Origin of the sequence: Thioclava sp. JE_KL1 (genome assembly GCF_009296265.1) — a bacterium.
Lineage (GTDB): Bacteria > Pseudomonadota > Alphaproteobacteria > Rhodobacterales > Rhodobacteraceae > Thioclava.
This window is the reverse complement of the sequence record NZ_WBJS01000002.1, coordinates 227,818-252,156: the sequence shown is the minus strand read 5'-3', so window position 1 is coordinate 252,156 and position 24,339 is coordinate 227,818. Positions and strand designations below refer to the sequence as shown.

At 64.9% G+C, this 24,339-nt stretch carries 21 protein-coding genes and 1 tRNA gene; 8 read left to right on the top strand and 14 right to left on the bottom strand.

Going from position 1 to position 24,339, the window contains the following annotated elements; all coding sequences use genetic code 11:
- Nucleotides 1-186 precede the first annotated feature (186 nt).
- Entirely contained in the window at nt 187-960 is a 774-nt protein-coding gene (gene rlmB / locus F8R15_RS04035) for a 23S rRNA (guanosine(2251)-2'-O)-methyltransferase RlmB (protein WP_078542080.1), read from the bottom strand.
- A gap of 128 nt (nt 961-1,088) precedes the next feature.
- Between rlmB and F8R15_RS04030 the strand changes: the two genes are divergently transcribed.
- Nucleotides 1,089-1,172: transfer RNA gene (locus F8R15_RS04030), tRNA-Tyr, on the top strand.
- Nucleotides 1,173-1,250: 78 nt separating this feature from the next.
- On the opposite strand, the gene F8R15_RS04025 is transcribed toward F8R15_RS04030, so the two are convergent.
- The gene (locus F8R15_RS04025; protein ID WP_368730998.1) at nt 1,251-1,667 is read right to left on the bottom strand and encodes a hypothetical protein; all 417 of its coding nucleotides are present in this window, start codon (nt 1,665-1,667) and stop codon (nt 1,251-1,253) included.
- A 56-nt stretch (nt 1,668-1,723) separates the two neighbouring features.
- On the opposite strand from F8R15_RS04025, the gene F8R15_RS04020 reads away from it, so the two are divergent.
- From F8R15_RS04020 to F8R15_RS04005, 4 genes are all read left to right on the top strand, one after another.
- Nucleotides 1,724-2,728 (top strand): hypothetical protein, encoded by a 1,005-nt coding sequence (locus F8R15_RS04020; protein WP_152843664.1) that lies wholly within the window; start codon nt 1,724-1,726, stop codon nt 2,726-2,728.
- 88 nt (nt 2,729-2,816) lie between these two features.
- Nucleotides 2,817-4,100: an O-acetylhomoserine aminocarboxypropyltransferase/cysteine synthase family protein gene (locus tag F8R15_RS04015; RefSeq protein ID WP_152843663.1), complete on the top strand. Its 1,284-nt coding sequence runs from the start codon at nt 2,817-2,819 to the stop codon at nt 4,098-4,100.
- Nucleotides 4,101-4,320: 220 nt separating this feature from the next.
- A complete protein-coding gene (locus F8R15_RS21410; protein WP_172976158.1) occupies nt 4,321-7,617 on the top strand; it encodes a hypothetical protein in 3,297 nt (1,098 codons plus the stop codon).
- A gap of 120 nt (nt 7,618-7,737) precedes the next feature.
- The gene (locus tag F8R15_RS04005) at nt 7,738-9,630 is read left to right on the top strand and encodes a monovalent cation:proton antiporter-2 (CPA2) family protein (RefSeq protein WP_078520520.1); all 1,893 of its coding nucleotides are present in this window, start codon (nt 7,738-7,740) and stop codon (nt 9,628-9,630) included.
- A 75-nt stretch (nt 9,631-9,705) separates the two neighbouring features.
- Here the strand turns inward: F8R15_RS04005 and F8R15_RS04000 are convergent, their stop codons facing one another.
- The 5 genes from F8R15_RS04000 to F8R15_RS03980 form a co-directional block, all read right to left on the bottom strand.
- Nucleotides 9,706-10,215 (bottom strand): CarD family transcriptional regulator, encoded by a 510-nt coding sequence (locus F8R15_RS04000; protein ID WP_075774088.1) that lies wholly within the window; start codon nt 10,213-10,215, stop codon nt 9,706-9,708.
- A gap of 320 nt (nt 10,216-10,535) precedes the next feature.
- Nucleotides 10,536-10,874, bottom strand: coding sequence for a ferredoxin FdxA (gene fdxA / locus F8R15_RS03995; protein ID WP_078520521.1), 339 nt, complete (start codon nt 10,872-10,874; stop codon nt 10,536-10,538).
- 101 nt (nt 10,875-10,975) lie between these two features.
- Nucleotides 10,976-11,266, bottom strand: a complete 291-nt coding sequence (locus tag F8R15_RS03990; protein WP_078600379.1) for an RNA-binding S4 domain-containing protein — start codon at nt 11,264-11,266, stop codon at nt 10,976-10,978.
- Nucleotides 11,267-11,275: 9 nt separating this feature from the next.
- Nucleotides 11,276-14,107, bottom strand: a complete 2,832-nt coding sequence (locus F8R15_RS03985; RefSeq protein ID WP_152843662.1) for a helicase-related protein — start codon at nt 14,105-14,107, stop codon at nt 11,276-11,278.
- 19 nt (nt 14,108-14,126) lie between these two features.
- Nucleotides 14,127-14,630: a tetratricopeptide repeat protein gene (locus F8R15_RS03980; RefSeq protein ID WP_246831727.1), complete on the bottom strand. Its 504-nt coding sequence runs from the start codon at nt 14,628-14,630 to the stop codon at nt 14,127-14,129.
- Between the two features lie 134 nt (nt 14,631-14,764).
- Between F8R15_RS03980 and F8R15_RS03975 the strand changes: the two genes are divergently transcribed.
- Entirely contained in the window at nt 14,765-15,052 is a 288-nt protein-coding gene (locus F8R15_RS03975) for an SCP2 sterol-binding domain-containing protein (protein WP_098411887.1), read from the top strand.
- Complete coding sequence (locus F8R15_RS03970; RefSeq protein WP_083075678.1) at nt 15,052-16,035, top strand: alpha/beta hydrolase; 984 nt, start codon at nt 15,052-15,054, stop codon at nt 16,033-16,035. Before F8R15_RS03975 ends, F8R15_RS03970 begins: the two co-directional genes overlap by 1 nt.
- Here F8R15_RS03970 and F8R15_RS03965 read toward each other — a convergent pair.
- The 4 genes from F8R15_RS03965 to F8R15_RS03950 are packed head-to-tail and all read right to left on the bottom strand — an operon-like array spanning nt 16,016 to nt 19,962.
- Nucleotides 16,016-16,741 (bottom strand): peptidase, encoded by a 726-nt coding sequence (locus F8R15_RS03965; RefSeq protein ID WP_152843661.1) that lies wholly within the window; start codon nt 16,739-16,741, stop codon nt 16,016-16,018. The two genes, F8R15_RS03970 and F8R15_RS03965, sit on opposite strands and share 20 nt — an antisense overlap.
- A 32-nt stretch (nt 16,742-16,773) precedes the next feature.
- Nucleotides 16,774-17,586 (bottom strand): transglutaminase family protein, encoded by an 813-nt coding sequence (locus F8R15_RS03960; protein WP_078548683.1) that lies wholly within the window; start codon nt 17,584-17,586, stop codon nt 16,774-16,776.
- Entirely contained in the window at nt 17,583-18,545 is a 963-nt protein-coding gene (locus tag F8R15_RS03955) for an alpha-E domain-containing protein (protein WP_078520529.1), read from the bottom strand. Before F8R15_RS03955 ends, F8R15_RS03960 begins: the two co-directional genes overlap by 4 nt.
- Nucleotides 18,546-18,549: 4 nt before the next feature.
- The gene (locus tag F8R15_RS03950) at nt 18,550-19,962 is read right to left on the bottom strand and encodes a circularly permuted type 2 ATP-grasp protein (protein WP_152843660.1); all 1,413 of its coding nucleotides are present in this window, start codon (nt 19,960-19,962) and stop codon (nt 18,550-18,552) included.
- Between the two features lie 218 nt (nt 19,963-20,180).
- On the opposite strand from F8R15_RS03950, the gene F8R15_RS03945 reads away from it, so the two are divergent.
- Nucleotides 20,181-21,998: a M3 family oligoendopeptidase gene (locus F8R15_RS03945; protein ID WP_152843659.1), complete on the top strand. Its 1,818-nt coding sequence runs from the start codon at nt 20,181-20,183 to the stop codon at nt 21,996-21,998.
- A 125-nt stretch (nt 21,999-22,123) separates the two neighbouring features.
- Here F8R15_RS03945 and F8R15_RS03940 read toward each other — a convergent pair whose 3' ends face one another.
- The 3 genes from F8R15_RS03940 to pgeF all read right to left on the bottom strand — a co-directional run bounded on the left by F8R15_RS03940 (nt 22,124) and on the right by pgeF (nt 24,326).
- Entirely contained in the window at nt 22,124-22,798 is a 675-nt protein-coding gene (locus F8R15_RS03940) for a Hint domain-containing protein (RefSeq protein ID WP_168174748.1), read from the bottom strand.
- A 439-nt stretch (nt 22,799-23,237) separates the two neighbouring features.
- The gene (locus F8R15_RS21405) at nt 23,238-23,393 is read right to left on the bottom strand and encodes a hypothetical protein (protein ID WP_172976157.1); all 156 of its coding nucleotides are present in this window, start codon (nt 23,391-23,393) and stop codon (nt 23,238-23,240) included.
- A gap of 180 nt (nt 23,394-23,573) precedes the next feature.
- Nucleotides 23,574-24,326 (bottom strand): peptidoglycan editing factor PgeF, encoded by a 753-nt coding sequence (pgeF, locus tag F8R15_RS03935; RefSeq protein ID WP_078520602.1) that lies wholly within the window; start codon nt 24,324-24,326, stop codon nt 23,574-23,576.
- Nucleotides 24,327-24,339: the final 13 nt, after the last annotated feature.

The following is a 24,339-nucleotide window of genomic DNA, read 5'->3' as shown; positions in this document are numbered from 1 at the left end:
CTCTTCTTTTTCGCAGCCCTCTAAGAAAAATGCGCCCGAGCCTTGAAGGCTGGGCGCAATAGTGGCGGAACGAGGGACAGTGAACTAGAGGCGCGGCGGTTCCGAAGCTGCGCCTCTGACAGTGAGATAGGAACGCATCTCACTGGTTTTAAGGTCCATACCCTCATAATCGCGATTTTGTGACCGTCAGCGGCTTGCGGATGCGTAAAGAGACACTGCGGCGGCATTCGAGACGTTGAGCGACCCGAATTCGCCCGCGAAGGGGATTCGCACCAGCCGGTCGCAGGTTTCACGGGTTTTCTCGCGCAGCCCCGGCCCTTCGGCGCCCAGAACCAGTGCAACCGGCTCCATCCCCGCCTCGGACAGCCCGTCTTCGAGCGACATCTTGGCTTCACCCGCAAGCCCGATCAGCCGGAAGCCCATACCGCGCAGCTCCTCCATCGCGTCGGAGAGGTTCTTCACCCGCAGATAGGGCTGACGCTCCAGCGCGCCGGAGGCGGTTTTCGCAAGCGCACCGGTCTCGGGCGCGGAATGGCGATGCGGCGCGATCACGGCAGCCGCGCCGAAGACCTCGGCCGAGCGCAGAATCGCACCCACGTTATGGGGATCGGTCACCCGGTCGAGCAGCACTACGCGGCGCGCATCGTAGCAGACATCCTTCAGCGCGCCCCAATCGAGCGGCTTCACCTCGAGCGCCGCGCCCTGGTGGACGGAATCGGTCGAGATCGGCACGAATTTGTCGAACTTGCGCACATCGACGATCTCGGGCTCCATGCCGGACACCGCGATCGCCTCGGCCAGCTTGTCGGCGGCGTTCTTGGAGCAGACCAGCCGCAGCCGCTCGCGCATCGGGTTTTGCAGCGCATCGCGCACCGCATGCAGGCCGAAGAGCCACACGGTCTCGGCGGCCGCAGCGCGCTTGGCACGTTCCTTTTCGATCACCCAGACTGGCTTTTTCATCGCGGGTCTCCTTTGGCCCCTACCTGCGCGGAATGGCCTCGTTTGGCAAGCTCTGATCCGGAGGGCAATTTTTCGGCAAACTCTCTCTTGACGCCTCCCGCCCCCTTTTGTATCTCCCGCCCAGCGTCGGGTGACGTGCTGCAAGGTGCGGCAGCGGACTGTAACTCCGCCGGGGCGACCCACGCCTGGTTCGATTCCAGGGTCACCCACCACTTCCCCTCTTAAGGAACTGGTGACACGCGGCTCCCACGGGGGCCGCTGAGTTGAATAACGCGTATTCTCTGCCCCGTTTACTGCAGCACCGCTTTGCGGTTGAACCGCGCCTCTTCCGAGCTGCCGTCGTCATAGATCAGCTTCACCCGCACCTCGGAGACCGAGCCCTGCGGCTGGCTGACATAGACATTATCGCCCGAGATCGCGTTGGGCTGGGCCGTGCCTTCGTGGCATTTCTCCATCTTGAAGCTCTTGGTCGGCGGCGCGCCATTGAAGCCATAGCGAATCTCGCTCAGCCCGCAGCGCCACGCCAGAAGATGGGTGAAATAGACCAGATCCTTCCCGCCATATTCCCGGATCGCGACCCAGGAATCGCGGGTCATACCGAGAATCGGGCGCACTTCGGCGGCGGTGGTGAAATTCTGCGCGCTCGCCGGGCCGCTCGACACGAGGCCACACAGCGCCAACGCAGTTAACTTGCTTATCCGTATCACCTTTTACCCCTGAACTTTCTCGCTATACTGCACCAAACCCTCCGACAGGCGGCAGTATGGCGGCGACCCCCCGGACTTCACAACCCTATAACATCTTCTGTGTTGCACAGGCGGGACGGCTGGAATTCGAGGCAATTCTTTTCGCGCTGAGCTTTCGCGCGGCCAATCCGGAGTTCAAAGGGCGCCTGCTGATAGCCGAGCCGCAGCCCGGACCGCGCTGGTCCGACGAGACGCGAATCTCTGGGCCGGTCCGGGCGCTGCTGGAAGATGCGGGCGCCGAGATCGTGCCCTTCGAGTCGAAGGTTTTCGGCCAATCCTATCCCTATGGCAACAAGATCGAGGCGCTGGCCGCCCTGCCCGAAGGCGAGCCCTTCGTCTTTTTCGACACCGATACGGTCTTCACCGGACCGCTGTCGCGGCTGGACTTCGATTTCGACCGCCCTTCGGCCTCGATGCGGCGCACCGGCACATGGCCCGAGCCGCCGCTTTACGGTCCCGGCTACGCGGGCATCTGGAAATCGCTCTACGACAAGTTCGGGCTCGACGGGTTCGAGGAGACGCTCGATCTGAGCCAGCCGGACGAATACTGGCGGCGCTACCTGTATTTCAACGCGGGCTGGTTCTTCGGCGCCGACCCGGTCGAATTCGGCGCGCGCTTCCTGCGATACGCCCGCGAGATCCGCGACGATGCCCCCGATGAACTGGCCTGCCAGTCGCTCGACCCGTGGCTCGATCAGGTGGCGCTGCCGTTGGTGATCCATTCCTTCGGCGGCGGGCGTCCGGGGCCGGAGCTCGACGGGCTCGACGGCGAGATCACCTGCCATTACCGCGCACTGCCGCTGATGTATGCGCGCGAAAGCGACACCGTGATCGACACGGTCGAAGAACTGACGGCCCCGAACAAGATCAAGAAGGTGCTGAAGGCCTACGAGCCTGCGAAGAAGCTGATCTATCAGGGCAAGGGCCGCAAACTGCGCGCGATCATCGCCGAAGAAGGGATGCCGCGCCACGAGAAGGCGCTGCGCAACAGGATCAAACGCGCGAAGCTCTGGATGCGCTGAGCCACGCTCTCATTACCGAAAACGAATGTGTTTGTCGGCTCTCTTTCGCGCAGCTAACGTCTCGGCAAGAGAAGAGGAGCCCCAGACCATGTCCGATTACGCTTTCGACACCCTGCAAATTCACGCCGCCGCCGAGCCCGATCCCGCGACCGGCGCGGTGCAGGTGCCGATCTACCAGACCACATCCTACGCCTTCAAAGACGCCGACCACGCGGCGCGGCTGTTCAACCTCGAAGAAGTGGGCTTCATCTATTCGCGCCTGACCAACCCGACGGTGATGAAACTGGCCGAACGCGTCGCGGCGCTGGAAGGCGCTGCGGGCGGGGTCACCTGTTCCTCGGGTCATGCGGCGCAGATCATGGCGCTCTTCCCGCTAATGGGGCCGGGGCTGAATATCGTGGCCTCGACGCGGCTCTATGGCGGCTCGATCACCCAGTTCAGCCACACGATCAAACGCTTCGGCTGGTCCTGCACCTTCGTCGATTTCGACGATCTCGACGCGCTGGAAGCGGCGGTCGACGAGAACACCCGCGCGATCTTCTGCGAGTCGATCTCGAACCCGGGCGGCTACATCACCGACCTTCCGGCGGTGGCGAAAGTCGCCGACAAGGTCGGCCTGCCGCTGATCGTCGACAACACGCTGGCCACCCCGTACCTGTGCCGTCCGATCGAACATGGCGCGACGCTCGTCGTCCACTCGCTCACGAAATATATGACCGGCAACGGCACCGTCACCGGCGGCTGCGTCGTCGATAGCGGCAAGTTCGACTGGTCGGCGAGCGGAAAGTTCCCCTCGCTGAGCGAACCCGAACCCGCCTATCACGGGCTGAAGTTCCACGAGGCGCTGGGGCCCATGGCCTTCACCTTCCACTCGATCGCCGTGGGGCTGCGCGATCTCGGCATGACGATGAACCCGCAAGGCGCGCATTACACGCTGATGGGGATCGAGACGCTGAGCCTGCGGATGGACAAGCACAACGCCAATGCCAAGGCCGTGGCCGAATGGCTCGAGAAGGATCCGCGCATCGACTACGTGACCTATGCCGGGCTGGAAAGCTCGCCCTGGCACGAGCGGATGAAGACCATCTCGCCGAAGGGCGCAGGCGGGCTGTTCACCGTCGCGGTGAAGGGCGGCTACGACGCCTGCGTGAAGCTGGTGAACAACCTCAAGCTGTTCAGCCATGTCGCGAATTTGGGGGATGCGCGCTCGCTGATCATCCACTCGGCCTCGACCACGCACCGCCAGCTGACCGAAGCGCAGCAAATCGCCGCAGGGGCCGCGCCGAACGTGGTGCGTCTGTCGATCGGGATCGAGAATGTCGGCGATCTGATCGCCGATCTCGATCAGGCGCTGAGCGCCGCAACCAGCTGATAACAAACATGGCGCGCCGCGAAACCGGCGCGCCATTCAAACCACTTCTCATTGCATTTCGAACATTTCTTCCGGCGCTCGCTGTGGCTGCGCCGTCGAAACAGTGGAAAACCGGCAATTGCCCGCTCCGCCCCGGTCGCGACGCTTTTCAGAAGATCGAATCTCCTTTACGAAGATGTGAAGAGTTGGATCGAACCGCCCCGAGGCGCGCGCAGTACCCATGAAACCCGATTTTGCATTGATCCTATCGCATGATGGCATCGCTCTGGTGCGCCGCGCGAAAGAGGGCTGGACGCTTCTGGGCGAGGCCGCGCTCGAAGGCGATGATCCGATGGCCGAGGTCGCGGCCCTCCGCGACAAGGCACGGGCGCAGGCCCCGCGCGGCTTCACCTCGAAGCTCGTGCTGCCGGACTCGCAGATCCTCTACACCGCGATCTATGCGCCCGGCCCCAGCCCCGCGCAGCGCAAGACCCAGATCGAGACGGCGCTGGAGGGCATGACGCCCTACCCGGTCAGCGAGCTGGTCTATGATTTCGCAGGCCCCGGCCAGACCGTGCAGGTCGCCGTGATCGCGCGCGAGACGCTGAAGGAAGCCGAGAGCTTCGCGCAGGAAAACGGCTTCAACCCGGTCAGCTTCGTGGCCGCCCCCGAGCCCGGCGATTTCCCCGGCGAGCCGCATTTCGGCCTGACCTCTTCGGTCGCGCAGCACATCCCCGAAGGCGCGCATGTCGAGCCCGACAAATCCGCATTGATCGTGGCCGTCGATCTCTCCGAGGAGGCGACCGAGGCGTCGGCGGAAGCCGCGACGCCGGAGGCGCCCCTCGCTAAGGCGGACGCAGCCGACGCTCAAAGCGACATCACGGAGCTTGCCGACGATAGCGCGGTCTCGGAAACCGAACTGGCCGAATTGAGCGCCTTGGACCAACCGACGGAGGTGGCTTCGGCGGAGGAACCCGAGCCCACCCTGCCGGAAGAGCCGGGCGAATTCTCCGATCTGCTCGCAGCCTCTGAGGCTGAAGCGGATGCGCAAGATACGGGTTCGCCCGAAGCCCCGAGCGACGACACGCCCGGCGCGGAAAGCCCGGCCGCCAAGGCTGCCGAAGCGGTCGCGGCTGGAGACGTCGCCTCCGAGGCAACCGAGGCGACGGAGACGGTCGAATTTGCCGCGACCGAGCCGAACGAAACGGCCATTGATGGCGCCGACGCTGCCGTTGAGCCCTCAGACGCGTCGCTGGCTGCGGCAGGCCTTGCCGCCACCCCTGCCGTGCCCGACGCCACAGAACCTGACGCAAAGCCCGAGGAGGCGAGCTCTAACTCTGAGGACGAAGGTCACGATACAGCCGAGGATGACGACGACGATCTGCCGAAATCCGATGCCAGCGTAATCGCCGCCGCTTTCGCCTCGCGCCGCGATCACACGACCACCGTGACCGTGAACGAGACGCCCCCCCGGCTCGGCGGAGCCACCCGGCTCCACCCGCAGCCCGATCGCAGCGAGATCGCCTCGGGCAGCGCCAAGATCACGGCACCGACCCTCGATTTCGACGAGCCCGATCCGCGTTTTGAGCCGAAAACGGCTCCGAAAGCCGGAGCGAAAGGGACCAAAGCCGTGGGCACCGCCGCACGCAAGGGCATCGGCGGCACGGGCGCGCTTGGCGCGAAACCCGCGACCTCGCTGCTGCGCAAGGAGGCGAAGGACGGGCCGGATCCGAGCACCGCGACCCCGGCCCCCATCGTCGAGACCTCGCAGGACAAGACCGTTTTTGGCGGCACCAAGCGCCCCGCAACCGGCGGCAAGCCGCGCCATCTCGGGCTGATGCTCACCGGCGCGCTGGTGCTGGTTCTGGCGATCATCGCGCTCTGGACCACCCTGCTCGACGACCCCGCTCCCGTCGATGCACCGACGAACGCCATCACCGAAGCGCCCGCCCCGGATGCGAATGACGCCCCCGAGCAGACCGCACTCGCACCGGCCACGCCCGACACGACCGCCGCTCCCGAAGTCGCGGAGCCGGACTCGCAGGCGCAAGCCGACGCGAGCAACGAACAGCCTGCCCCCGAGAGCGATCAAGTCGCAGCCCTCGCCCCTGCCGATGAGCAGCCAGCCCCAGCTGCACAAAGCGACGAAGGCGCCACGTCCGCGACCGACGACACCGCGGCGACGGACGAGGCGACGCCCGCCGAGACCGGCACCGAGACGGCTGCAACCGAGCAGCCTACCGATGCGCAGCCAGCCGACACGGGCATGGCAGACCAGCCCGCAGATACGCAGCCGGACACTCCCGACACCGCGGGAGACAGGGCCGCCGACACCGCACCGAATACGCAGGCAGCGGCGACGGACCGCACGCCTGACACCCAAGCGGACACGGCGACCGGCGACACCCCGCAGAGCGACGCGACCGAGCCCCCCACGACCGAGGCGCAAACAACGACGACCGAGACGCAGCCCTCCGACCTGCCGGCCTTCACCGCGACGCCGCTCGATCCGCCAAGCGCCGAGACGCTGCAAAGCGAGACGCTGACGCCGGACACCCCGCCCGTCACACCGACGGAGGACGGGGTCGAGATGCCGGGCGGCTTCACGCTTTTCGCGGGCGAACCCGACGTCACGCCGGGCGCTCGCCCCGAAGCGGTCGCGCAGGCCTTTGCCGCGACGCAACCGGTCACGCCGGAAGGCACGCTGGGCGCGATCCCGTCGCTCTCGGGCTTCCGCCCCGCCAGCCGCCCCGCCGACCTCACCGGTGCGGCCCCTGCGCCGGAGCAGACCGATCCCGCAGCGCAGGCCGATCCGAACGATCAGGGCGCGCTCGACCCGGCGCTGCAGCCCAACCCCGAACTCCAGACCACGCGCCCGACGGCCCGGCCCGACGCTGTGACCGAGCTCGCCTCGACCCAGGCGCCCGCTTCGGAATCCGCCGCGGTCGCGAACCCCGGACTCGCCGCGCTGCGCCCGGAGCGTCGCCCGACCTCGATCCAGGACGCGGTCGCCGCAGCGGTGCAGGCGCAAGACGACGCGGTCGCCGAGAACACCGATCCCTTCGCGGGCGCGACCGCATTGGCCGTGGCGCGCTCCGCTCCCCCGCCGACCAAACCGCGTAACTTCTCGCGCTCGGTCGAGAACGCGCTCGCCGCCGCGATTGCGGCCGAACCCGCCCCGTCGGCCGCCGCCGCCGCCGCGCGCGCCCCCGTCGCGACGCCCGTACCCGACCCGAGGCCCGCCGATCTCGATGAGCCCGAGCCCACCGCCGCGCCGCCGCGCCTGCCGACCTCGGCCTCCGTCGCCCGTCAGGCGACCGAGGAGAACGTGATCAACCTGCGCAAGATCAACCTGATCGGGCTTTACGGCTCGTCCTCGAACCGGCGCGCTCTGGTGCGTCTCTCGAATGGGCGTTTCGTGAAAGTGGGCGTGGGCGACCGGCTGGATGGCGGGCGCGTGACGCAGATCGGCTCCAACGCGCTGACCTACAAGAAAGGGTCGCGCAACCTGACGCTGAAGCTGCTGCAAGGCGGCTAACCGCGCCCGGCGCAACCATTCTTTCCCCTGCGCCCTTGCGCACCGCCCGCGCCGGACTACGCTGGGGAATAGCCGCGTCGCGCGCCTTCCCCGCGCATCGCTCAAGGATGTAAGCCGCCGATGGAAAGCTTTCTCTTCCAAGCCACGTTCTACCTGCTCGCGATGGTCATCGCGGTCCCGCTGGCCACGCGTGCGGGTCTCGGCTCGGTGCTGGGCTATCTGATCGCGGGCATCCTGATCGGCCCCGCCACGGGCCTCTCGGGTGCGGAAATGACCGACCTCCAGCACTTTGCGGAATTCGGCGTGGTGATGATGCTGTTCCTCATCGGGCTGGAGCTGGAGCCGCGCGCGCTTTGGGCAATGCGCGACAAGCTGATCGGCCTTGGCGGGTTGCAGGTGCTGGTCACCATGGTGCTGGTGACGGCGATCGTCATGGCGATGGGCGAGGATTTCCGCGTCTCGCTGGCGATCGGGATGACGCTGTCGCTATCCTCGACCGCGATCGTGCTGCAAACGCTGAATGAAAAGCGACTGATGCAGACGGCGGGTGGCCGCTCGTCCTTTGCGGTACTGCTGACGCAGGATATTGCAGTGATCCCGATGCTGGCGCTGATGCCGCTTCTGGCGCTGCCGGGCGCGCGCGCGGTGGCCAAGGCGGGGCACGGCGATCATGTCGTGGCGCGCCTCATCGACTCTCTGCCCGCCTGGGGCGTCACCGTGATCACGCTGGCAGCCGTCGCCCTCACCGTCTTGATGGGGCACTACCTCGTGCGCCCGCTCTTCCGCTTCGTTCAAGGGGCGCGGCTGCGCGAGGTGAATACCGCGATGGCCCTGCTGATCGTGGTGGGCATCGCGAGCCTGATGAACCTCGTGGGGCTCTCGCCCGCGCTCGGCACCTTCCTCGCCGGTGTCGTGCTGGCCGACAGCGAGTTCAAGCACGAGATGGAATCCGACATCGAGCCCTTCAAAGGACTGCTGATGGGGCTGTTCTTCATCACCGTGGGCGCGGGCATCAATTTCGACGTCATCACCGCGCAGCCCGCCAATATCTTCGCGCTGGTCTTCCTGCTGGTCGCGCTGAAATCGGCGGTGCTTTACGGCCTCTCGGTGCTGTTCAAGATCCGCGGGCCGGATCGCTCGCTGTTCACACTCAGCCTCGCACAGGCGGGGGAATTCGGCTTCGTGCTGGTCTCCTTCGCGGTGGGGCAACGCATCCTGCCCAACGCCTTGGCCGAGAAGCTTCTGGTGGTGATCGCGCTGTCGATGCTGATCACGCCCTTGCTGTTCATCCTGCACGAGCAGATCGGGTTGCGGCTGCGCAAGCCTCCCGGCCCGGACCCCGACGCGATTGACGAGCAGCAGCCGATAATCATCGCAGGGGTGGGCCGCTTCGGTCAGGTGGTGAACCGTCTGGTGACGATGTCGGGGATGCGCACGACGGTTCTGGACGCCGATCTCAAGACGATCCAGCTGATGCGGACCTTCGGCTTCAAGGGATATTTCGGGGACCCGACGCGGCCCGATCTGCTCGCCGCTGCCGGGATCAATCAGGCGCGTGTGCTGGTGGTGGCGCTAGACGGGCGCGAGAATACCACGAAACTGGTCGCCTATGCGCGCCGGATCCGGCCCGATCTGCATATCGTTGCCCGCGCTCGCGACCGGACGCATGTGTTCGACCTGTACCGCGCGGGCGCGAATGACATCGTGCGCGAGATGTTCGACAGCTCGCTGCGCGCCGGGCGCTATGTGCTGGAGAATGCGGGGCTCTCGGCCTTCGAGGCCTCCGAGCTTGAGAAGCTGTTCTTCAAGCTTGACCGGGCCGCGGTGCGCGATCTGGCGCAGGTCTGGAAGCCGGGCGTCCCGGTGGAACAGAACCCCGACTACATCGCACGCACGAAAGAGCTCAACGCCGAGCTTGAAGCCGCGATGATGGAGCAGTTCCGCCGCCGCGGCGAGCGCGACGAGAGCGACCGCGAGGCACCGGGCAGCGAGAAGACCGGCCCCGAAGCCTGATCCCCTTGCCCTGCGCGCATGAAAAAACGCGAGGCTCGCAAGCCTCGCGTTGGAAAAGTTCCGCTAATGTCGGGATCAGGCGGCGCGGCCGACCAGAACCTCGTCGACGGTTTTCGCGGCACGCTCTTCGTCGGTGCCCGAAACGGCGGCGACTTCGCGGGTCAGACGCTCGAGTGCAGCTTCATAGAGCTGACGCTCCGAGTAGGACTGCTCGCGCTGATCGTCGCTGCGGTGCAGGTCGCGCACCACTTCAGCGATCGCGAGCAGGTCGCCCGAGTTGATCTTCTGTTCGTATTCCTGCGCGCGGCGCGACCACATCGCCCGCTTGACCTTCGCCTTGCCCTTGAGGGTCTCAAGCGCTTTGGTCACCATGTCAGGCGAGGAGAGGCTGCGCATCCCGACTTCGGTCGCCTTGTGCGTCGGCACACGCAGGGTCATCTTGTCCTTCTCGAAGGAGATCACGAAAAGCTCGAGCTTGAGCCCGGCGATTTCCTGTTCTTCGATGGACATGATTTTCCCCACGCCATGCGCCGGGTAGACGACGAAATCATTGGGGCGGAATTCGGTCTTCTTGGTCTTGGTCATGCGGTTCGTTTCCTTGCAGCCGGTCACGAACCCCGGTATCCAGCGAGCATAGGACGCCCACGGGGCTGAATAGCTCCGCGTTCGCCAGTCAGCCACGAGATCTCTTTTGCGGGCGAGCAGGCGACGCAAAAGGTGGGGTCGAACTCATTTTGTAACAGTAATATAGCAAAAAACGCGTGCATTTCAAAGCGCGTTACTGTCGCGCATGTGTAATATCACACGATTTCAGTGGGTTATGCGGTGCATTTTGACACTTTGCCGCAGCGTAAACCTCCCCAATTCGCTCAGAATCGGGCAAATTGGTCAGAATCACCGACCCGTCAGTCGCCTTCGCCGGGCGCCTCGGAGAAATACTTCTCCAGCTTGCCACTCTCGCCGTCGTGCTTCTCGGCATCCGGCATCGGATCTTTCTTCTGGGTGATCACCGGCCAGAGTTCGGAATATTTCCGGTTGAGCTCGACCCAGGATTCCATTCCCGGCTCGGTATCCGGACGGATCGCATCGGCGGGGCATTCCGGCTCGCAGACGCCGCAGTCGATGCATTCGTCAGGATGGATCACCAACGTGTTCTCCCCCTCGTAGAAGCAATCCACCGGGCAGACCTCGACGCAGTCGGTATATTTGCAGTTGATGCAGTTATCGATGACGACGTAGGTCATTGGTGAAACCCCGATTGAACAGCTTCCTGACCCGTCCTAGCGGGGGATGCCCCCTCTTTCAAGAGAGAGCCCGAGCTTTTCGCTGCGGCATTGCGCACAGCCTACCCCTCCGGTTCGAGCAATGCGTAAAGGGTCTGCGCCTCGACCGCCGGACCGCGCCGCGTGCCGCAGTCCAGCACCCGCAAAACGCAGATCCGCGCGTCCTGCCCTTTGCCGAGTCTGAGCGTCAGCACATCGCCCGGTCCGATCGCTCGGCCGGGCTTGTCGATGCGCTGACCGTTGACGCGCGCCTTGCCACCCTGCACCAGCTCCTGCGCGAGGCCGCGGGTCTTACAGAACCGCGCCTGCCAGAGCCATTTGTCGATGCGGATGCGCTCGGGCGCGTCAGCCATGGCGAGTCGTTACTTCTTGTCCTTGAGGGCAGCCAGAACCGCGAAGGGGTTGTCCGGATCGACCGGCTTGTCCTTCTTCGGCGGACGGGCCTCGAAGTTGCGCGCGCCTTGCGGCTTGCCACCCTTCTTGCCCTTGTGACCGTCGCGCTTGCCATGCGGCTTGCCGCCGCCCTTGCGCTCGCCACGTTCACCACCGGGCTTGCCGCCCTGCCCCTGCTCGCGGCGCGGCGGACGGTTGCCGCGCGGACGCGGCGCCCAGGTGAAGGTGTAGAACACCTCGACCTCGTCGCTGGCCACGTCACCGGCTGCCACCATATCGCCGCCAGCCTCGGCCGCAGCCTCCGCCTCGGGATGGGTCTCGGCAGGCTGCTCGCCGCCGCCAGCCTCGGCTTTCGCCTCATCGGCCTGCTCGGTCTTGAGCGCCTCGGCACCGGCTTGCTCTTCGGCCTTCTCGAGATCGGCGGCCTTCACCTTGGCGCGCTCGCCCTTCTCGGCCTTGTAGCCCATGCCGCCCATCAGATCGGCGAACTGATCCAGCGTCATGCCGGTGATCGAGAGCATGTCAGGATTGGCTTCGAACCCGCCGCGGCTGTCCTGCGTGCGCAGCAGATCGGCGAGACGTTCGAGCATGTCGATGCGGATCGCCCGCGCGCCCGAGGGACGGTAGCCCGACAGACGGTAGGTCTCGGCATCGAACGCGTCGATATTCGGGATCGTCACGAGGCCCGGCGGCGGGCTTTCGGGGAATTCATCGGCGCCCGACCACAGCGAGGCCAGCACCAGCCGCAGCCGCGTCGGCGCGGGCTTGAGAAGCGCGGGCATGAAGATCGTGTACTGGCCGAAGCGCACGCCGTGCTTGCGCAGGCTGCCGCGCGCGTCCTGATCGAGATCCTTCACCTCGGCGGCGACCTGCTCGCGCGGGATGATGCCCAGCGATTCCACCATGCGGAACGCGAAGCCACGGGCGAGACCCGTCAGCTCTTCGTCACGGCTCATCGCCAGAAGCGGCTCGAACAGGGCTGCGACTTTGCGGTCGATGAAATGCTGCAGACGGCGCGTGACCTTCTCGGCCACATCCGCGCCCGCCTCGTCATCGACGAAAGCCTGCACGGTCGGCTTGAGGAGATCGGGCCCCTTCACCAGCTTGCCGACAGCGGTATCGCCCCACATCAGGCCACCCTGCTCGGTGAAATCCATCTCCGTATCGGGGGCGTTGTAGAAGCGGTCCGCGCGCAGGCTGAACTCGGGCGCGAGCGCCTCGTAGGCCGCGCGGGCAAGCATCTTCGCCTCGTCGGGCGAGCCGGTCTCGTCCTGCTTGAACCGGAATCCTTCCAAACGGCCCGCGAATTCGCCTTCAACCGTCACTTCGCCCTTGTCGTTCACCTCGGCCACGAGGGTCTCCTTCTGCTTGAGCCGGCGCATCAACACAGAGGTGCGCCGGTCCACAAATCTTTGCGTCAGCGCGCCATGCAGCGCGTCCGACAGGCGGTCTTCTACAGCGCGGGTCGCCTCGCGCCAATGGCTTTCATCATCGACCCACCCTTTGCGTTGCGCAACATAGGTCCATGTGCGGATGAAGGCGAGACGACGCGAGAGCGTGTCGATATCGCCGCCCGTCCTGTCGATACGCTCGATCTGACGTGCAAGCCAGTCCGAGGGCACGCCCTTGCCCGATTGCAGGAACTCGAAGATGCGCGCCAGAAGCGTTGCATGTTCGGCCTCGGAAATCGAACGAAAATCGGGGATTCGGCAGACATCCCAGAGGAGTTGCACATCCTTTGGGCTGGTAATGCGGTCGCGGATCGCCGGATCGTCAGCCAGCACCTTGAGCGCGCGCGCATCGTCGGCCTCGCGCCCCTTGGTGAGCCATTCGCCCTCAGGCCGCGCGTCGAGCGACTGGATCAGCCGGTCCACGGTGCCGAATTCGAGCCGACCGTTACGCCATTGCAGCCGTTGCAGCGGCGCGAAACGGTGGTTCTCGACAGCTTCGATCACCTCGGGCTGCAGCGGGCGCGCCTCGCCCGTCACGCCGAACGTGCCGTCAGTGGTGTGGCGCCCTGCCCGGCCCGCGATCTGTGCCAGCTCATGGGGGAAGAGCGGACGCATCCGCCGCCCATCGAATTTCGACGTGGCCGAAAACGCGACATGGTCGATATCGAGGTTGAGCCCCATCCCGATTGCATCGGTGGCGACAAGATAATCCACGTCGCCATTTTGATACATCTCGACCTGCGCGTTGCGGGTGCGAGGCGAGAGCGCCCCCATCACCACCGCGCAGCCGCCCTTCTGGCGGCGGATCAGTTCCGCGATCGCATAGGTATTCTCGACCGAAAACCCGACGATGGCCGAGCGCGGCTTCATCCGGGAGATTTTCTTCGAGCCGGAACAGGTCAGCTCGGAAAACCGCTCGCGCCGCGTGAACTGCACCTTCGGCACCAAGGCGGCGATCGCCCCCCGCATCGTCTCGGAGCCGAGGAACAGCGTCTCGTGCAGCCCGCGCGCATGCAGAAGCCGGTCGGTAAATACATGACCCCGCTCGGGATCGCCACAGAGCTGGATTTCGTCGATGGCCAGGAAATCCGCGCCGATCCCCGTCGGCATCGCCTCGACCGTGCAGACCCAGTATTGCGTGCGCTCAGGCACGATGCGCTCTTCGCCGGTGACGAGCGCCACGACCGAAGGTCCACGCTGCGCCACGATCCGGTCATAGACCTCGCGCGCGAGCAGCCGCAGCGGCAGCCCGATGACGCCGGTTCGATGCGCCAGCATCCTCTCGATTGCGTAATGGGTTTTGCCGGTATTGGTCGGCCCCAGAACGGCCGTGATCCGCCCGCCTTGCATCGCAGCTCCGTTCCAGCCCTTAGAGAGCCGTGCCCTGATGCGCCTTATCGAGGCGCGCAATGGCGTCTTTCACATCCTGTTGATGCGGATTCAAGGCAAAAGACTTCTGATAGGCCTCAAGCGCGCGCTTGTCGTCGCCCATCTCTTCGAGGATCGCCCCCAACCCGGCAAGCGCACCCCAATGACGCGGCTCCAGCTTCAGGGTGTGCGCGATATCCGCCGCCGAAGGCCCGTAGAGCCCGGCCATGAAATAGGCCGTCGCCCGCCCGTTCCAGCCAGCGGCAAAATCGGGAGCATGATCGGTCAGCGCCGTGAAATGCTCGATCGCGGCCTCGGTGTCGCCCGCGTCCAGCGCGTCCTCGCCGCGCTTGAACAGCAAATCCATCGCCGCGGACCCCGAGCGCGACCACGCCCTGCGGATGTCCGCCTCGGCCCGCGACCAGCCCGGATCGTTCGGATCGGCCAACTCTTTGAAATACGGCTCGAGCCCCTCGGTTTCGGCGCTGGCGGGGAATGCCGCCATTGTTCCCAGCATCGCCGAAAAGCAAAATGCCGTGACGACACATTTGTATCTGTCAAATCGCTGCCACATAAATCATGACTGTAATGCAATTGCCGGAGAATGCGAGAGCCCGGCCATCAAATTTGGAGGACGCGATGAGCGAGGTTATCGACAAGGCCGTTGAGGCGCTGCGGGCGAAACTGCCCGATGGGTTTTCTTCGACTGCAAAATTCGTGATCGAGGACGAAGGCTCGATCATTGCCGACGAGAACGGCGTGCGCGCAGGCGACGACGACGCGGAAGTCGTTCTGACAGCCGATCGCGAGACCTTCGAAGGCATGCTCAACGGCGACGTGAACCCCACCGCGGCCTTCATGTCCGGCAAGCTTTCGGTCGACGGCTCGATGGGCCTCGCCATGCAGCTGGGTGCGGCGCTCGCCTGATGGAACGTGCCCCGCTTTTCGAAGAGATCGCGCGCGGCCCCGAGGGGGGCGCGGCCTACTGGCTGACGGCGGAAGATGGTGTGCGGATACGTTTCGCGCACTGGCCTGCCCCGCCCCAACCACGCGGCACGGTCTTTCTGGGATGCGGACGCACCGAGTATGTCGAGAAATACGGCCCTGCGGCCGCGGAATTCGCGGCCCGGGGCTATGCCATGCTCGCCATCGACTGGCGCGGGCAAGGCCTGGCCGACCGGCTTTTGCCTGACGCGCCCGAAAAGGGCCATGTCGGCGGCTTGCAGGATTACCAGTGGGATCTGCACGCGGTGATCGCCGCCGCGGACGAGCTGGGCCTGCCGCAACCCTATTACATCGTGGGTCACTCGATGGGCGGCGCGATCGCGCTGCGCGCGGTGATGCACGAACACCATCGCTTTAACGCGGTCGCCTTCTCTGCGCCGATGTGGGGGATCGCCACCTCGGCCCTGCTGCACCCGTTCCGGATCGTGCTGGCGAACCTGCTTGGCGAAGGTTTCCTTGCGAACAACTATCCGCCCGGTATGAACGGCACCACCTATGTCTATCGCGACAGCTTCGAGTCGAACCGCCTGACCCGCGATCCCGAGATGTGGGCCTGGCTGGTCGAGCAGGCCGCGAAACATCCCGAACTGACGCTGGCCGGCCCGACGATCCACTGGGTCGCCGAGAGTCTGCTGGAATGCGAGGCGCTGGCGGCGCTGCCCTCCCCCGACCTGCCCTGCTATTGCGGTCTGGGCGGGGTGGAGAAAATCGTGCACACGCCCGCGGTCCATGAGCGGATGGGACGCTGGCCGAAGGGCAAGCTGGACGTGATCCCCGGCGCCGAGCACGAATTGATGATGGAAGTCCCCGCGACGCGGAAACGCTTCTACGACGGCTGCGCCGCGCTGTTCGACGCGGCGGGCGGGCTGGAAGCCCGCGAGCCGGTTAAAGCTGAATCTGCGTGAAGCTGTCGCGCAGCGCGTTCGACCAGGCTTCCGACATTTCCGCGAAATCGCTGTCGCCCGCCTCGATGCGGCGCTGGCTGGAAATCCGGCAATCGTCTTTCTTGATCACCGCCAGATCGAGCGGCATCCCCACCGAGAGATTCGAGCGCAGCGTCGAATCCATCGACAGAAGCACCGCCTTCTGAGCGTCGATCAGGTTGGTCTCGGGGCGCACCACGCGATCGAGGATCGGCTTGCCGTATTTATGCTCGCCGATCTGCAGGAAGGGCGTGTCCTCGGTCGCCTCGATGAAGTTGCCTTCCGGGTAGATCAGGAACATCCGCATCTCGCCGCCCGCACGCTGGCCCGCGACGATCATCGAGGCCGAGGTCGAGACCCGCTCGGCATCCATCCTGCTCGTGATGTCCTTGCGCACGCCCGCCATCGTGTTGCCGATAATCTCGGCCACTTTCAGCATGGTAGGCGCTTCCATGATCGAGCTGTCGCCCGTCGCGTCGCTCGCATCGGCCGCTTCGTGCAACCGCGCCAGCGTCGTTTGCGTCACCGAGAGCGAGCCCGCGGTCATGATCGCGATCACCCGTTCGCCGGGCTCCTCGAAGGTGAACATCTTGCGATAGGTCGCGATGTTATCGAGCCCGCCGTTGGTCCGCGTGTCCGACAGCAGCACCATCCCCTCGTTCAGCAAGAGGCCTACGCAATAGGTCATGTTCGTTCCCTGATCCCTGACAAGCGCGCAATCTATTGCTGGACTTGGTCCAAGGCAACTGTGACGTGCAGTCGCTCCTCACCCGAGCCTTGGGTGATGCCACGGATCGGCGCAGCTTCGCGCGCATCGAGACCGGAGCCGAGACGGATATAGCGCTCGTCCGGGCAGCATTTGTTCGCCGGGTCGAAGCCGATCCAGCCGATCCCTGCGACCCAGATCTCGCCCCAGGCATGGGCTGCCTCGTGCGGCGTGCCGTCATCGGTCGCGAAGAGGTAGCCCGAGACATAGCGCGCAGGCAGATCGACACAGCGGGCGACAGCGACCAGTGCGTGGGCGTGGTCCTGACAGACCCCCTCGCCCTGCGCCAGCGCCTCGGCGGCGGTTGTGTGGGAATGGGTCGCCCCCGGCTTGTAGGCGATCGCCTCCGAGATCGCAGCGCTCAGGCGATGCGCCCGGTTGAGATCTTCCGTGGCCCCTGCAACGGCCTCTTCCGCCAGCGCCGCCAGACTGTCGTCGATCCAGGTCGCGACGGTCTCGCGCAGATACGCCATCGGATGCACCAGCTCGCGGTGACCGCGCAGCACGCCCGAGGTATCGAACGTCTCGACCTGCCCTTTCACGGTGATCGCGACCTCGTCGACCGGCGGACGGATCGACCAGCCTTCGATGCGGTCGCCCGCGCCGTCGCGGAAAGACCCGCCCCGGAGACCGCCTTCGACCGAGACGTCCCATTCGATCACGCGCTGGCCTTCGAAGCGCGAGGGGAACATGCGTAGCGATTGCACCGCAGCGCCCATCGGCGCGTCATAATCATAGGTGGTGACATGGTTGACGGTGAGGATCATCGCGCATCTCCCGACAGGTAGGTTTGCTGAACGAGCGCGGTAAGCTGCCCGACCTCGCCGATGAAGCGGGTGAGGAACTCGTGCAGGCCTTCGTCGATAATTTCGGCGACCTGCGTCTGGTTCAGCTCGGTCATGATCGCCTTGGCGCGCATCTGCGGCAGGCCGGTGCCCGGCTCGACCTCGTAGAAGCTTTCGAGATTGTCGAGATGATGCATCGCCTTGCGCGTCGCCGAGATCAACGAGCGCGGGCTGGCCGGATTGAGGATCAGGAAATGCATGATCTTCGACGCCGTCAGCTCGCCGCCATAGGCCCAGTGGAAAGCCCGGTAGGATTGCAGCGCGCGCAACAGCACCTGCCATTGGTAATTGTCGAGCCCCGAGCCCACCATCTCCACCGAGGGCAGCAGCACGAAATACTTCACGTCGATCAGACGCGCAGTGTTGTCCGCCCGCTCCAGCGCATAGCCGAGGTTCATGAAGAAGAACCCGTCATTGCGCAGCATCGTGCCGTCCATCGCGCCCCGCAGCAGCGCCGATTGCCGGGCCACCCATTCGCAGAGCTCGGTAATTTCCCATTCCGAGCGCGGCTGACGCTCGATCTGGCGAATCTCCTGAAACGCGGTGTTGAGCGTATCCCAGACCTGACCGGTGATCGCCGTCCGCACGATGCGGGCGTTTTCCCGTGCCCGCTCGATGCAGGACACCACCGAGGACGGGTTGTCGCGGTCGAAGAACAGGTAGCTCTCTATATTGCGCTGCACCGGGTCGCCGTATTTCTCGGAGAAGCCGTCGGCGGTGCCCGAGGCTTGCAACAGGCTCTCCCATTCCGAGCGGTATCCATGCCCGGTCGAGGGCGTCAGCGCGATCCGCGCGCCGACCTCCAGAAGCCGTGCCATCGTCTCCGCGCGCTCCATGTAGCGCGCGACCCAGAACAGGTTTTCAGCGGTTCTACTCAGCATCCGATCACTCCGCCAAAACCCAGGTGTCTTTCACGCCCCCGCCCTGCGAGGAGTTCACGACGAGCGACCCTTCGGTCAGCGCGACGCGGGTGAGCCCGCCGGGGACCAGCTCGACCTTCTCGCCGACGAGGCAATAGGGCCGCAGATCGACGTGACGCGGGGCCACGCCCTCTTCCACGAAGGTCGGCGTGGTCGACAGCGCTAGCGTCGGCTGGGCGATGTAATTCTCGGGGTTATCCTCGATCTTGTGGCGGAAATTCTCGATCTGCTCCTTGGTCGATTTCGGCCCCACCAGCATCCCGTAACCGCCCGAGCCGTGGACTTCTTTCACCACCAGTTCGGAGAGGTTTTCGAGAACGTATTTGCAGTCGTCCTTCTTGGCGCATTGCCAGGTCGGCACATTTTCCAGAAGCGGCTCTTCGCCCAGATAGAAGCGCACCATTTCCGGCACGAAGGTGTAGATCGCTTTGTCGTCGGCGACACCGGCCCCCGGCGCCGAGCAGATCGAAACGCCGCCCGAGCGGTAGACATCCATCAGCCCCGGAATGCCCAGCATCGAATCCGGGCGGAAGCAGAGCGGATCGAGGAAAGCGTCGTCGATCCGGCGGTAGATCACGTCGAGCTTCTTCGGGCCTTCCGTCGTGCGCATCCAGCAGAACCCGCCCTCGCAGAACAGGTCCGGGCCTTCGACCAGTTCGACGCCCATCAGATCGGCAAGGAAGGAATGCTCGTAATAGGCCGAGTTGAAATGGCCCGGCGTGAGGATCGCGACCGTCGGCTCGCCGTCGCATTTCGCCGGCGCAACCGAGGCCAAGGTGCGGCGCAGCGCATCCGAATAGCCATCCACCGGCTCGATCCGGTTCTCGCGGAACAGCTGCGGGAACATCCGCATCATGATCTCGCGATTCTCCAGCATGTAGGAGACGCCCGACGGGGTGCGGCAGTTATCTTCGAGCACATAGAACTGATCCGGCCCGGTGCGCACCAGATCGACACCAACAATGTGGCTGTAGATGCCACGCGGAGGGATAAAGCCCGACACCGCACGTTCGTAGGCGTCGTTCTGATAGACCAGCCGCGCCGGGATTCGCCCCGCCCGCACGATCTCGCCGCGCCCGTAGACGTCGAGCAGAAAGGCGTTGAGCGCCCGAGCACGCTGCTTGATGCCACGCTCCAGCTTGCGCCATTCGGGCTGGGTGAAGACGCGTGGAAACATGTCGAAGGGAATCAGACGGTCCGGATCGCCGCCCTCGCCATAGACGGCGAAAGTGATGCCGATCCTGCGAAACAGCGCCTCCGCCTCGGCTTGCTTCATCGCGCGCAACTCGGACGGCATTTCGCGCATCCAGCCGTCGAGTCCACTGTAGGGCTGACGCACTTGGCCGCCGTCGAACATCTCGTTGAAATACTCTGTCATCGCGCCGGTTAAGTCCCCCTAGTCTTTTATTTATGTCTAGGCCCTGTACCCCGCGAGTAAAAGGCGATGGCCAATGTTATGCAACGCGCCATGCTCGGGGAAAGTTCATTTCATAGCATCTGCTGAAAAATTGTGCAGCACCGAGCAGCCCCGCGCCCTTGTCAGGGCGGCGCCCCTGCCCCTATCTGGAAAGCAACCGATCAGACACGAGGAACTCCATGACGCTCACACCCCGCCGCCCCGTTTTCGATGCGAATTCAAATGCAGGGGCGTTCGGCGATCTGCCCGAATGGGATCTGAGCGATCTCTACCCCGCACCCGACGCGCCGGAACTGACCAAGGACATGGCATGGCTGGAAAAAGCCTGCGCCGAGTTCGCCGCCGATTACGAAGGCAAGCTCGCCGATCTTGATGCCGCGGGCATGGCCGACTGCATCAAGCGCTACGAGGAGATCGACGAGAAAGCGGGCCGCGTGATGTCCTATACGGGGCTGCGCTATTACCAGAACACGACCGACCCGGCGCGGGTGAAGCTGCTGTCCGACGCGCAGGACAAGATCACCACCTACACCACGCCGCTCGTCTTCTTCAGCCTCGAATTCAACCGCATCCCGGACGAGACCTACGAGGCCGTCTTCGCCGATTCGAAGGTCGCCCGCTACAAGCCGGTCTTTGACCGGATGCGCGCGATGAAGCCCTATCAGCTCTCCGACGAGCTGGAGAAATTCCTGCACGACCAGTCGGTCGTCGGCGCCGCCGCGTGGAACCGTCTGTTCGACGAGACCACCGCCGCGCTGGAATTCGAGGTGCAGGGCGAGAAGCTCTCGCTTGAGGCCACCACCACCCTTCTCTCCGACCACAATCGCGAAAAGCGCGAAGCGGCGGCGAAAGAGTTGGCGAATGTGTTTGGCGAGAACATCCGCACCTTCTCGCGCATCCACAATACGCTGGCGAAGGAAAAGGAAATCGAGGATCGCTGGCGCAAGATGCCGACCCCGCAGACCGGTCGCCACCTGTCGAACGACGTGGAGCCCGAAGTGGTACAAGCGCTACGTGACGCCGTGGTCGCAGCCTACCCGCGCCTGTCGCATCGCTACTACATGCTGAAAGCGAAATGGCTCGGCCTCGACAAGCTGCAGATCTGGGACCGAAACGCGCCGCTGCCGACCGAAGCCCCGCGCGACATCATGTGGGACGAGGCGAAGGACACCGTGCTGGACGCCTATTCCGGCTTCGATCCCCGCATGGCCGATATCGCACAGCCCTTCTTTGACAAAGGCTGGATCGATGCGGGCGTGAAACCGGGCAAAGCGCCGGGCGCCTTCGCGCATCCGACCGTGACCACCGTCCACCCTTACGTGATGCTGAACTACCTCGGCAAACCGCGCGACGTGATGACGCTGGCGCATGAGCTGGGCCACGGCGTCCACCAGGTGCTGGCCGCGAAACAGGGCGAGATGCTGGCCAACACGCCGCTGACGCTAGCCGAGACGGCGTCGGTCTTCGGCGAGATGCTGACCTTCCGCAAGCTGCTGGCTGCCGCGAAAACCAAGGAAGAGCGCAAGACGCTTCTGGCCGGCAAGGTCGAGGACATGATCAATACGGTCGTCCGCCAGATCGCCTTCTACGATTTCGAGTGCAAGCTGCATGCAGCCCGCGCCGAAGGGGAACTGACGCCCGAGGATATCAACGCGCTGTGGATGTCGGTGCAGGGCGAAAGCCTCGGCCCGGCATTCGAATTCATGGAGGGGTATGAGACCTTCTGGTCCTACATCCCGCACTTCGTCCACTCGCCCTTCTACGTCTATGCCTACGCTTTCGGCGACGGTCTGGTGAACGCGCTCTACGCCGCCTATGAGGCCGCGCCCGAGGGCTTCCAGGACAAGTATTTCGCGATGCTGGAAGCGGGCGGCTCGATGCACCACAAGGAGCTGCTCGCGCCCTTCGGCCTCGATGCGTCCGACCCGGCCTTCTGGGACAAGGGCCTGTCGATGATCGAAGGCTTCATCGACGAGCTGGAGGCGATGGAGGAGTAATCCTCCCGCCCCGTTCTGAAAACGAAAAAACGCCGCGCGAGGTTCTCAACGCGCGGCGTTTCCGTGACCGGCTCCCCACAAGCACTGTCAACTCCAACCGGAACCTTTACCCCTGAAGGTCCCGATCAGATTAGCATTTCTTCGACCTCGAACCGGGTCAGTCGCGGCGCGGCGAGCGGGCCGAACTCGCGCAATTTGTCCATCTGCGGAAACAGCGCGAGGAACAGCTCGGCCATCCGCGGGTCGATCATCCGCTCGAACCCTTCGCCGGGATGGAAGCTCTCGACCTCCATGCCACCGACCTTGAGCGAGCCATGTTGCTCGAGCACCAGATGATAGGCGGAGACCGGCGAGATCGGCGTAACCTCGATGACGCTCACCCCATCGACGAAGGCCGCGATCGGCGCATAGGCCGCCTCGATCCCCAGACGCCCGCGCAGCCGGGCATCGCGCAGGCAAATCCGCGCATGCGGACCCAGCACCAGATCCTGCGACGGGCGGCCATGTCCGAAGGCTTCGGCGGTCACGCGGATCATCCGCGCGGCCACGTCCTTCGCGGCCGGGAACATCGTCATCGACCCTTTCCAGGTAATCGTCTCGACCCGCTCGTCGGCGGTCAGAACCCGCATCCCGGGCACCAAATCCTCAACCGAGACCGGGCCTTCCTCGGTCGCGATCACGGCACCGCGCGCCAAGGCGGAGAACGCCTCCTCGAACAGCGGAATCGCCGGGGCGACGCGGGAGGTTTCTTCGATGAAGCCGTTCGCCTCCAGCCACCACGCGGCATAGCGGCGGGTCATCGCGGAGGCGCGCAGGGCGCGTTTCGGCGCATTCGGACTCGCACGCAAAGGGCGCGGCAGAGGCGGTTCGGAGTCGGTGGGACGTAGCGCGGCAGCTGCCGTCCGGTGGGGTAGATTCATGCGATAGGCCTTTCGGTCTTCTCACGGCTGCATCGGCCCCCACCGGTTGCAGAGAGACGCTCACAACATGGCTAAAACGTGCGAGGCCGTCAAATTATTGACGCGATTGTCTCGCGATCGCCGAGCAGTCAGCCCCTGCCCTAGCGGCACGTTTCCCGACCGCGCACAAACGGCCACAGTCTCACCACATTCAAAGCGAATCACCCGCCCCCAGAGACACTGGAGACGGGTGATGAAAATGGCCGGGCGTGGCAGCGCCCGGCCAGGTCTCGCATTGCGATCAGCATGACCAATTACGATCGCCGCGCGAGAAGGGAGGTCACTGTGCGGCGCTGACCCGGCGCGGAGCGGACGCCACAGGACGGCCGGTCTGCGATGGGCGTGCCTTGCGGGCCCAGGGCATCCGCGTGTCGCAGTCGCGGGCGGAGGCCACGGCGGTTTTCATCCAGCGGCGGGTCGGTTGAGTCTTGTTCATGTCTTTGTTCCCTCGTCACGAGATCGTCTCCGATCCGGTTCGGGACTGTTCTGCCCGTGTAATGGGGCCAGCATGGGGCGGGAGTTGGATTTTTTCGCGCAAGGAAACGAAGGAATGCGGCAAGGCGGATTGTCTCAGCCGCCCCGCCAATATCGTAAAGCGCGCCCCCGCGCGTCCGGATCAGAGCCGGATCGCCGAGAGCAGACGCCCGTAATCGGCCTCGCCCGCATGGGTCGTGCGGCGATAGGAATAGAAGCGCTCAGGCTCCTGATAGGTGCAGCGGCGCATCCATTCCGCCTCGCCGACGCCCGCCTCGCGCAGCCGGTGCAGCGAGAAGCTCGGCAGATCGAAATGCGGCTTGCCCGAGGGGCCGGGCGAGAAGAAGCGGCTATAGTCCATGTCCTCCATCAGGAACTGCTCCATGAAGTCTTCGCCGACCTCATAGGAATGGACCGAGATGCACGGCCCGATCACCGCCGTGATATTCTCGCGATGCGCGCCCAAACGCTCCATCGCGTCGAGCGTGTTCTCCAGCACCCCCTCCATCGCGCCGCGCCAGCCCGCATGGGCCGCGCCGATGACGCCGGCTTTCGGGTCGGAGAACAGGACCGGCTGGCAATCGGCGGTCAGGATCGAGATCGCGATGCCCGGTACCTTGGTCACGGCCGCATCGGCGCGCGGCGGCGGATCGGTGATCTCCTCGATCACGGCGACATCGGGCGAATGCACCTGATTGACGCCTTGCAGCGCGTTCAGCTCCACGCCCATAGCATCGGCTGCACGGGCGCGATTTGTGCGCACCGCCTCGCTTTGATCCGACGAGCCGGGACCGCAATTGAGCCCCGCGAAAATGCCCGAGGACGCGCCGCCTTTGCGTGTGAAGAACCCGTGCTTCACGGTTCCCAAGGCGGGTGAGGTCAGAATTTCGAGCATCGTCGACATCGCG

Excerpts from the sequence above, each read along its gene's own strand:
- F8R15_RS03965 (WP_152843661.1), bottom strand. The coding sequence starts at position 16,741 with ATGACCTATTGCGTAGGCCTCTTGCTGAACGAGGGGATGGTGCTGCTG.
- F8R15_RS03970 (WP_083075678.1), top strand. The coding sequence starts at position 15,052 with ATGGAACGTGCCCCGCTTTTCGAAGAGATCGCGCGCGGCCCCGAGGGG.
- F8R15_RS03990 (WP_078600379.1), bottom strand. The coding sequence starts at position 11,266 with ATGGCTGACGCGCCCGAGCGCATCCGCATCGACAAATGGCTCTGGCAG.
- rlmB (WP_078542080.1), bottom strand. The coding sequence starts at position 960 with ATGAAAAAGCCAGTCTGGGTGATCGAAAAGGAACGTGCCAAGCGCGCT.
- F8R15_RS03975 (WP_098411887.1), top strand. The coding sequence starts at position 14,765 with ATGAGCGAGGTTATCGACAAGGCCGTTGAGGCGCTGCGGGCGAAACTG.
- F8R15_RS03950 (WP_152843660.1), bottom strand. The coding sequence starts at position 19,962 with ATGACAGAGTATTTCAACGAGATGTTCGACGGCGGCCAAGTGCGTCAG.
- F8R15_RS03985 (WP_152843662.1), bottom strand. The coding sequence starts at position 14,107 with ATGCAAGGCGGGCGGATCACGGCCGTTCTGGGGCCGACCAATACCGGC.
- F8R15_RS04020 (WP_152843664.1), top strand. The coding sequence starts at position 1,724 with ATGGCGGCGACCCCCCGGACTTCACAACCCTATAACATCTTCTGTGTT.
- F8R15_RS03960 (WP_078548683.1), bottom strand. The coding sequence starts at position 17,586 with ATGATCCTCACCGTCAACCATGTCACCACCTATGATTATGACGCGCCG.
- F8R15_RS03980 (WP_246831727.1), bottom strand. The coding sequence starts at position 14,630 with ATGGCGGCATTCCCCGCCAGCGCCGAAACCGAGGGGCTCGAGCCGTAT.
- F8R15_RS04005 (WP_078520520.1), top strand. The coding sequence starts at position 7,738 with ATGGAAAGCTTTCTCTTCCAAGCCACGTTCTACCTGCTCGCGATGGTC.
- F8R15_RS03945 (WP_152843659.1), top strand. The coding sequence starts at position 20,181 with ATGACGCTCACACCCCGCCGCCCCGTTTTCGATGCGAATTCAAATGCA.
- F8R15_RS03955 (WP_078520529.1), bottom strand. The coding sequence starts at position 18,545 with ATGCTGAGTAGAACCGCTGAAAACCTGTTCTGGGTCGCGCGCTACATG.
- fdxA (WP_078520521.1), bottom strand. The coding sequence starts at position 10,874 with ATGACCTACGTCGTCATCGATAACTGCATCAACTGCAAATATACCGAC.
- pgeF (WP_078520602.1), bottom strand. The coding sequence starts at position 24,326 with ATGCTCGAAATTCTGACCTCACCCGCCTTGGGAACCGTGAAGCACGGG.
- F8R15_RS04015 (WP_152843663.1), top strand. The coding sequence starts at position 2,817 with ATGTCCGATTACGCTTTCGACACCCTGCAAATTCACGCCGCCGCCGAG.
- F8R15_RS21410 (WP_172976158.1), top strand. The coding sequence starts at position 4,321 with ATGAAACCCGATTTTGCATTGATCCTATCGCATGATGGCATCGCTCTG.
- F8R15_RS03940 (WP_168174748.1), bottom strand. The coding sequence starts at position 22,798 with ATGACCCGCCGCTATGCCGCGTGGTGGCTGGAGGCGAACGGCTTCATC.
- F8R15_RS21405 (WP_172976157.1), bottom strand. The coding sequence starts at position 23,393 with ATGAACAAGACTCAACCGACCCGCCGCTGGATGAAAACCGCCGTGGCC.
- F8R15_RS04000 (WP_075774088.1), bottom strand. The coding sequence starts at position 10,215 with ATGACCAAGACCAAGAAGACCGAATTCCGCCCCAATGATTTCGTCGTC.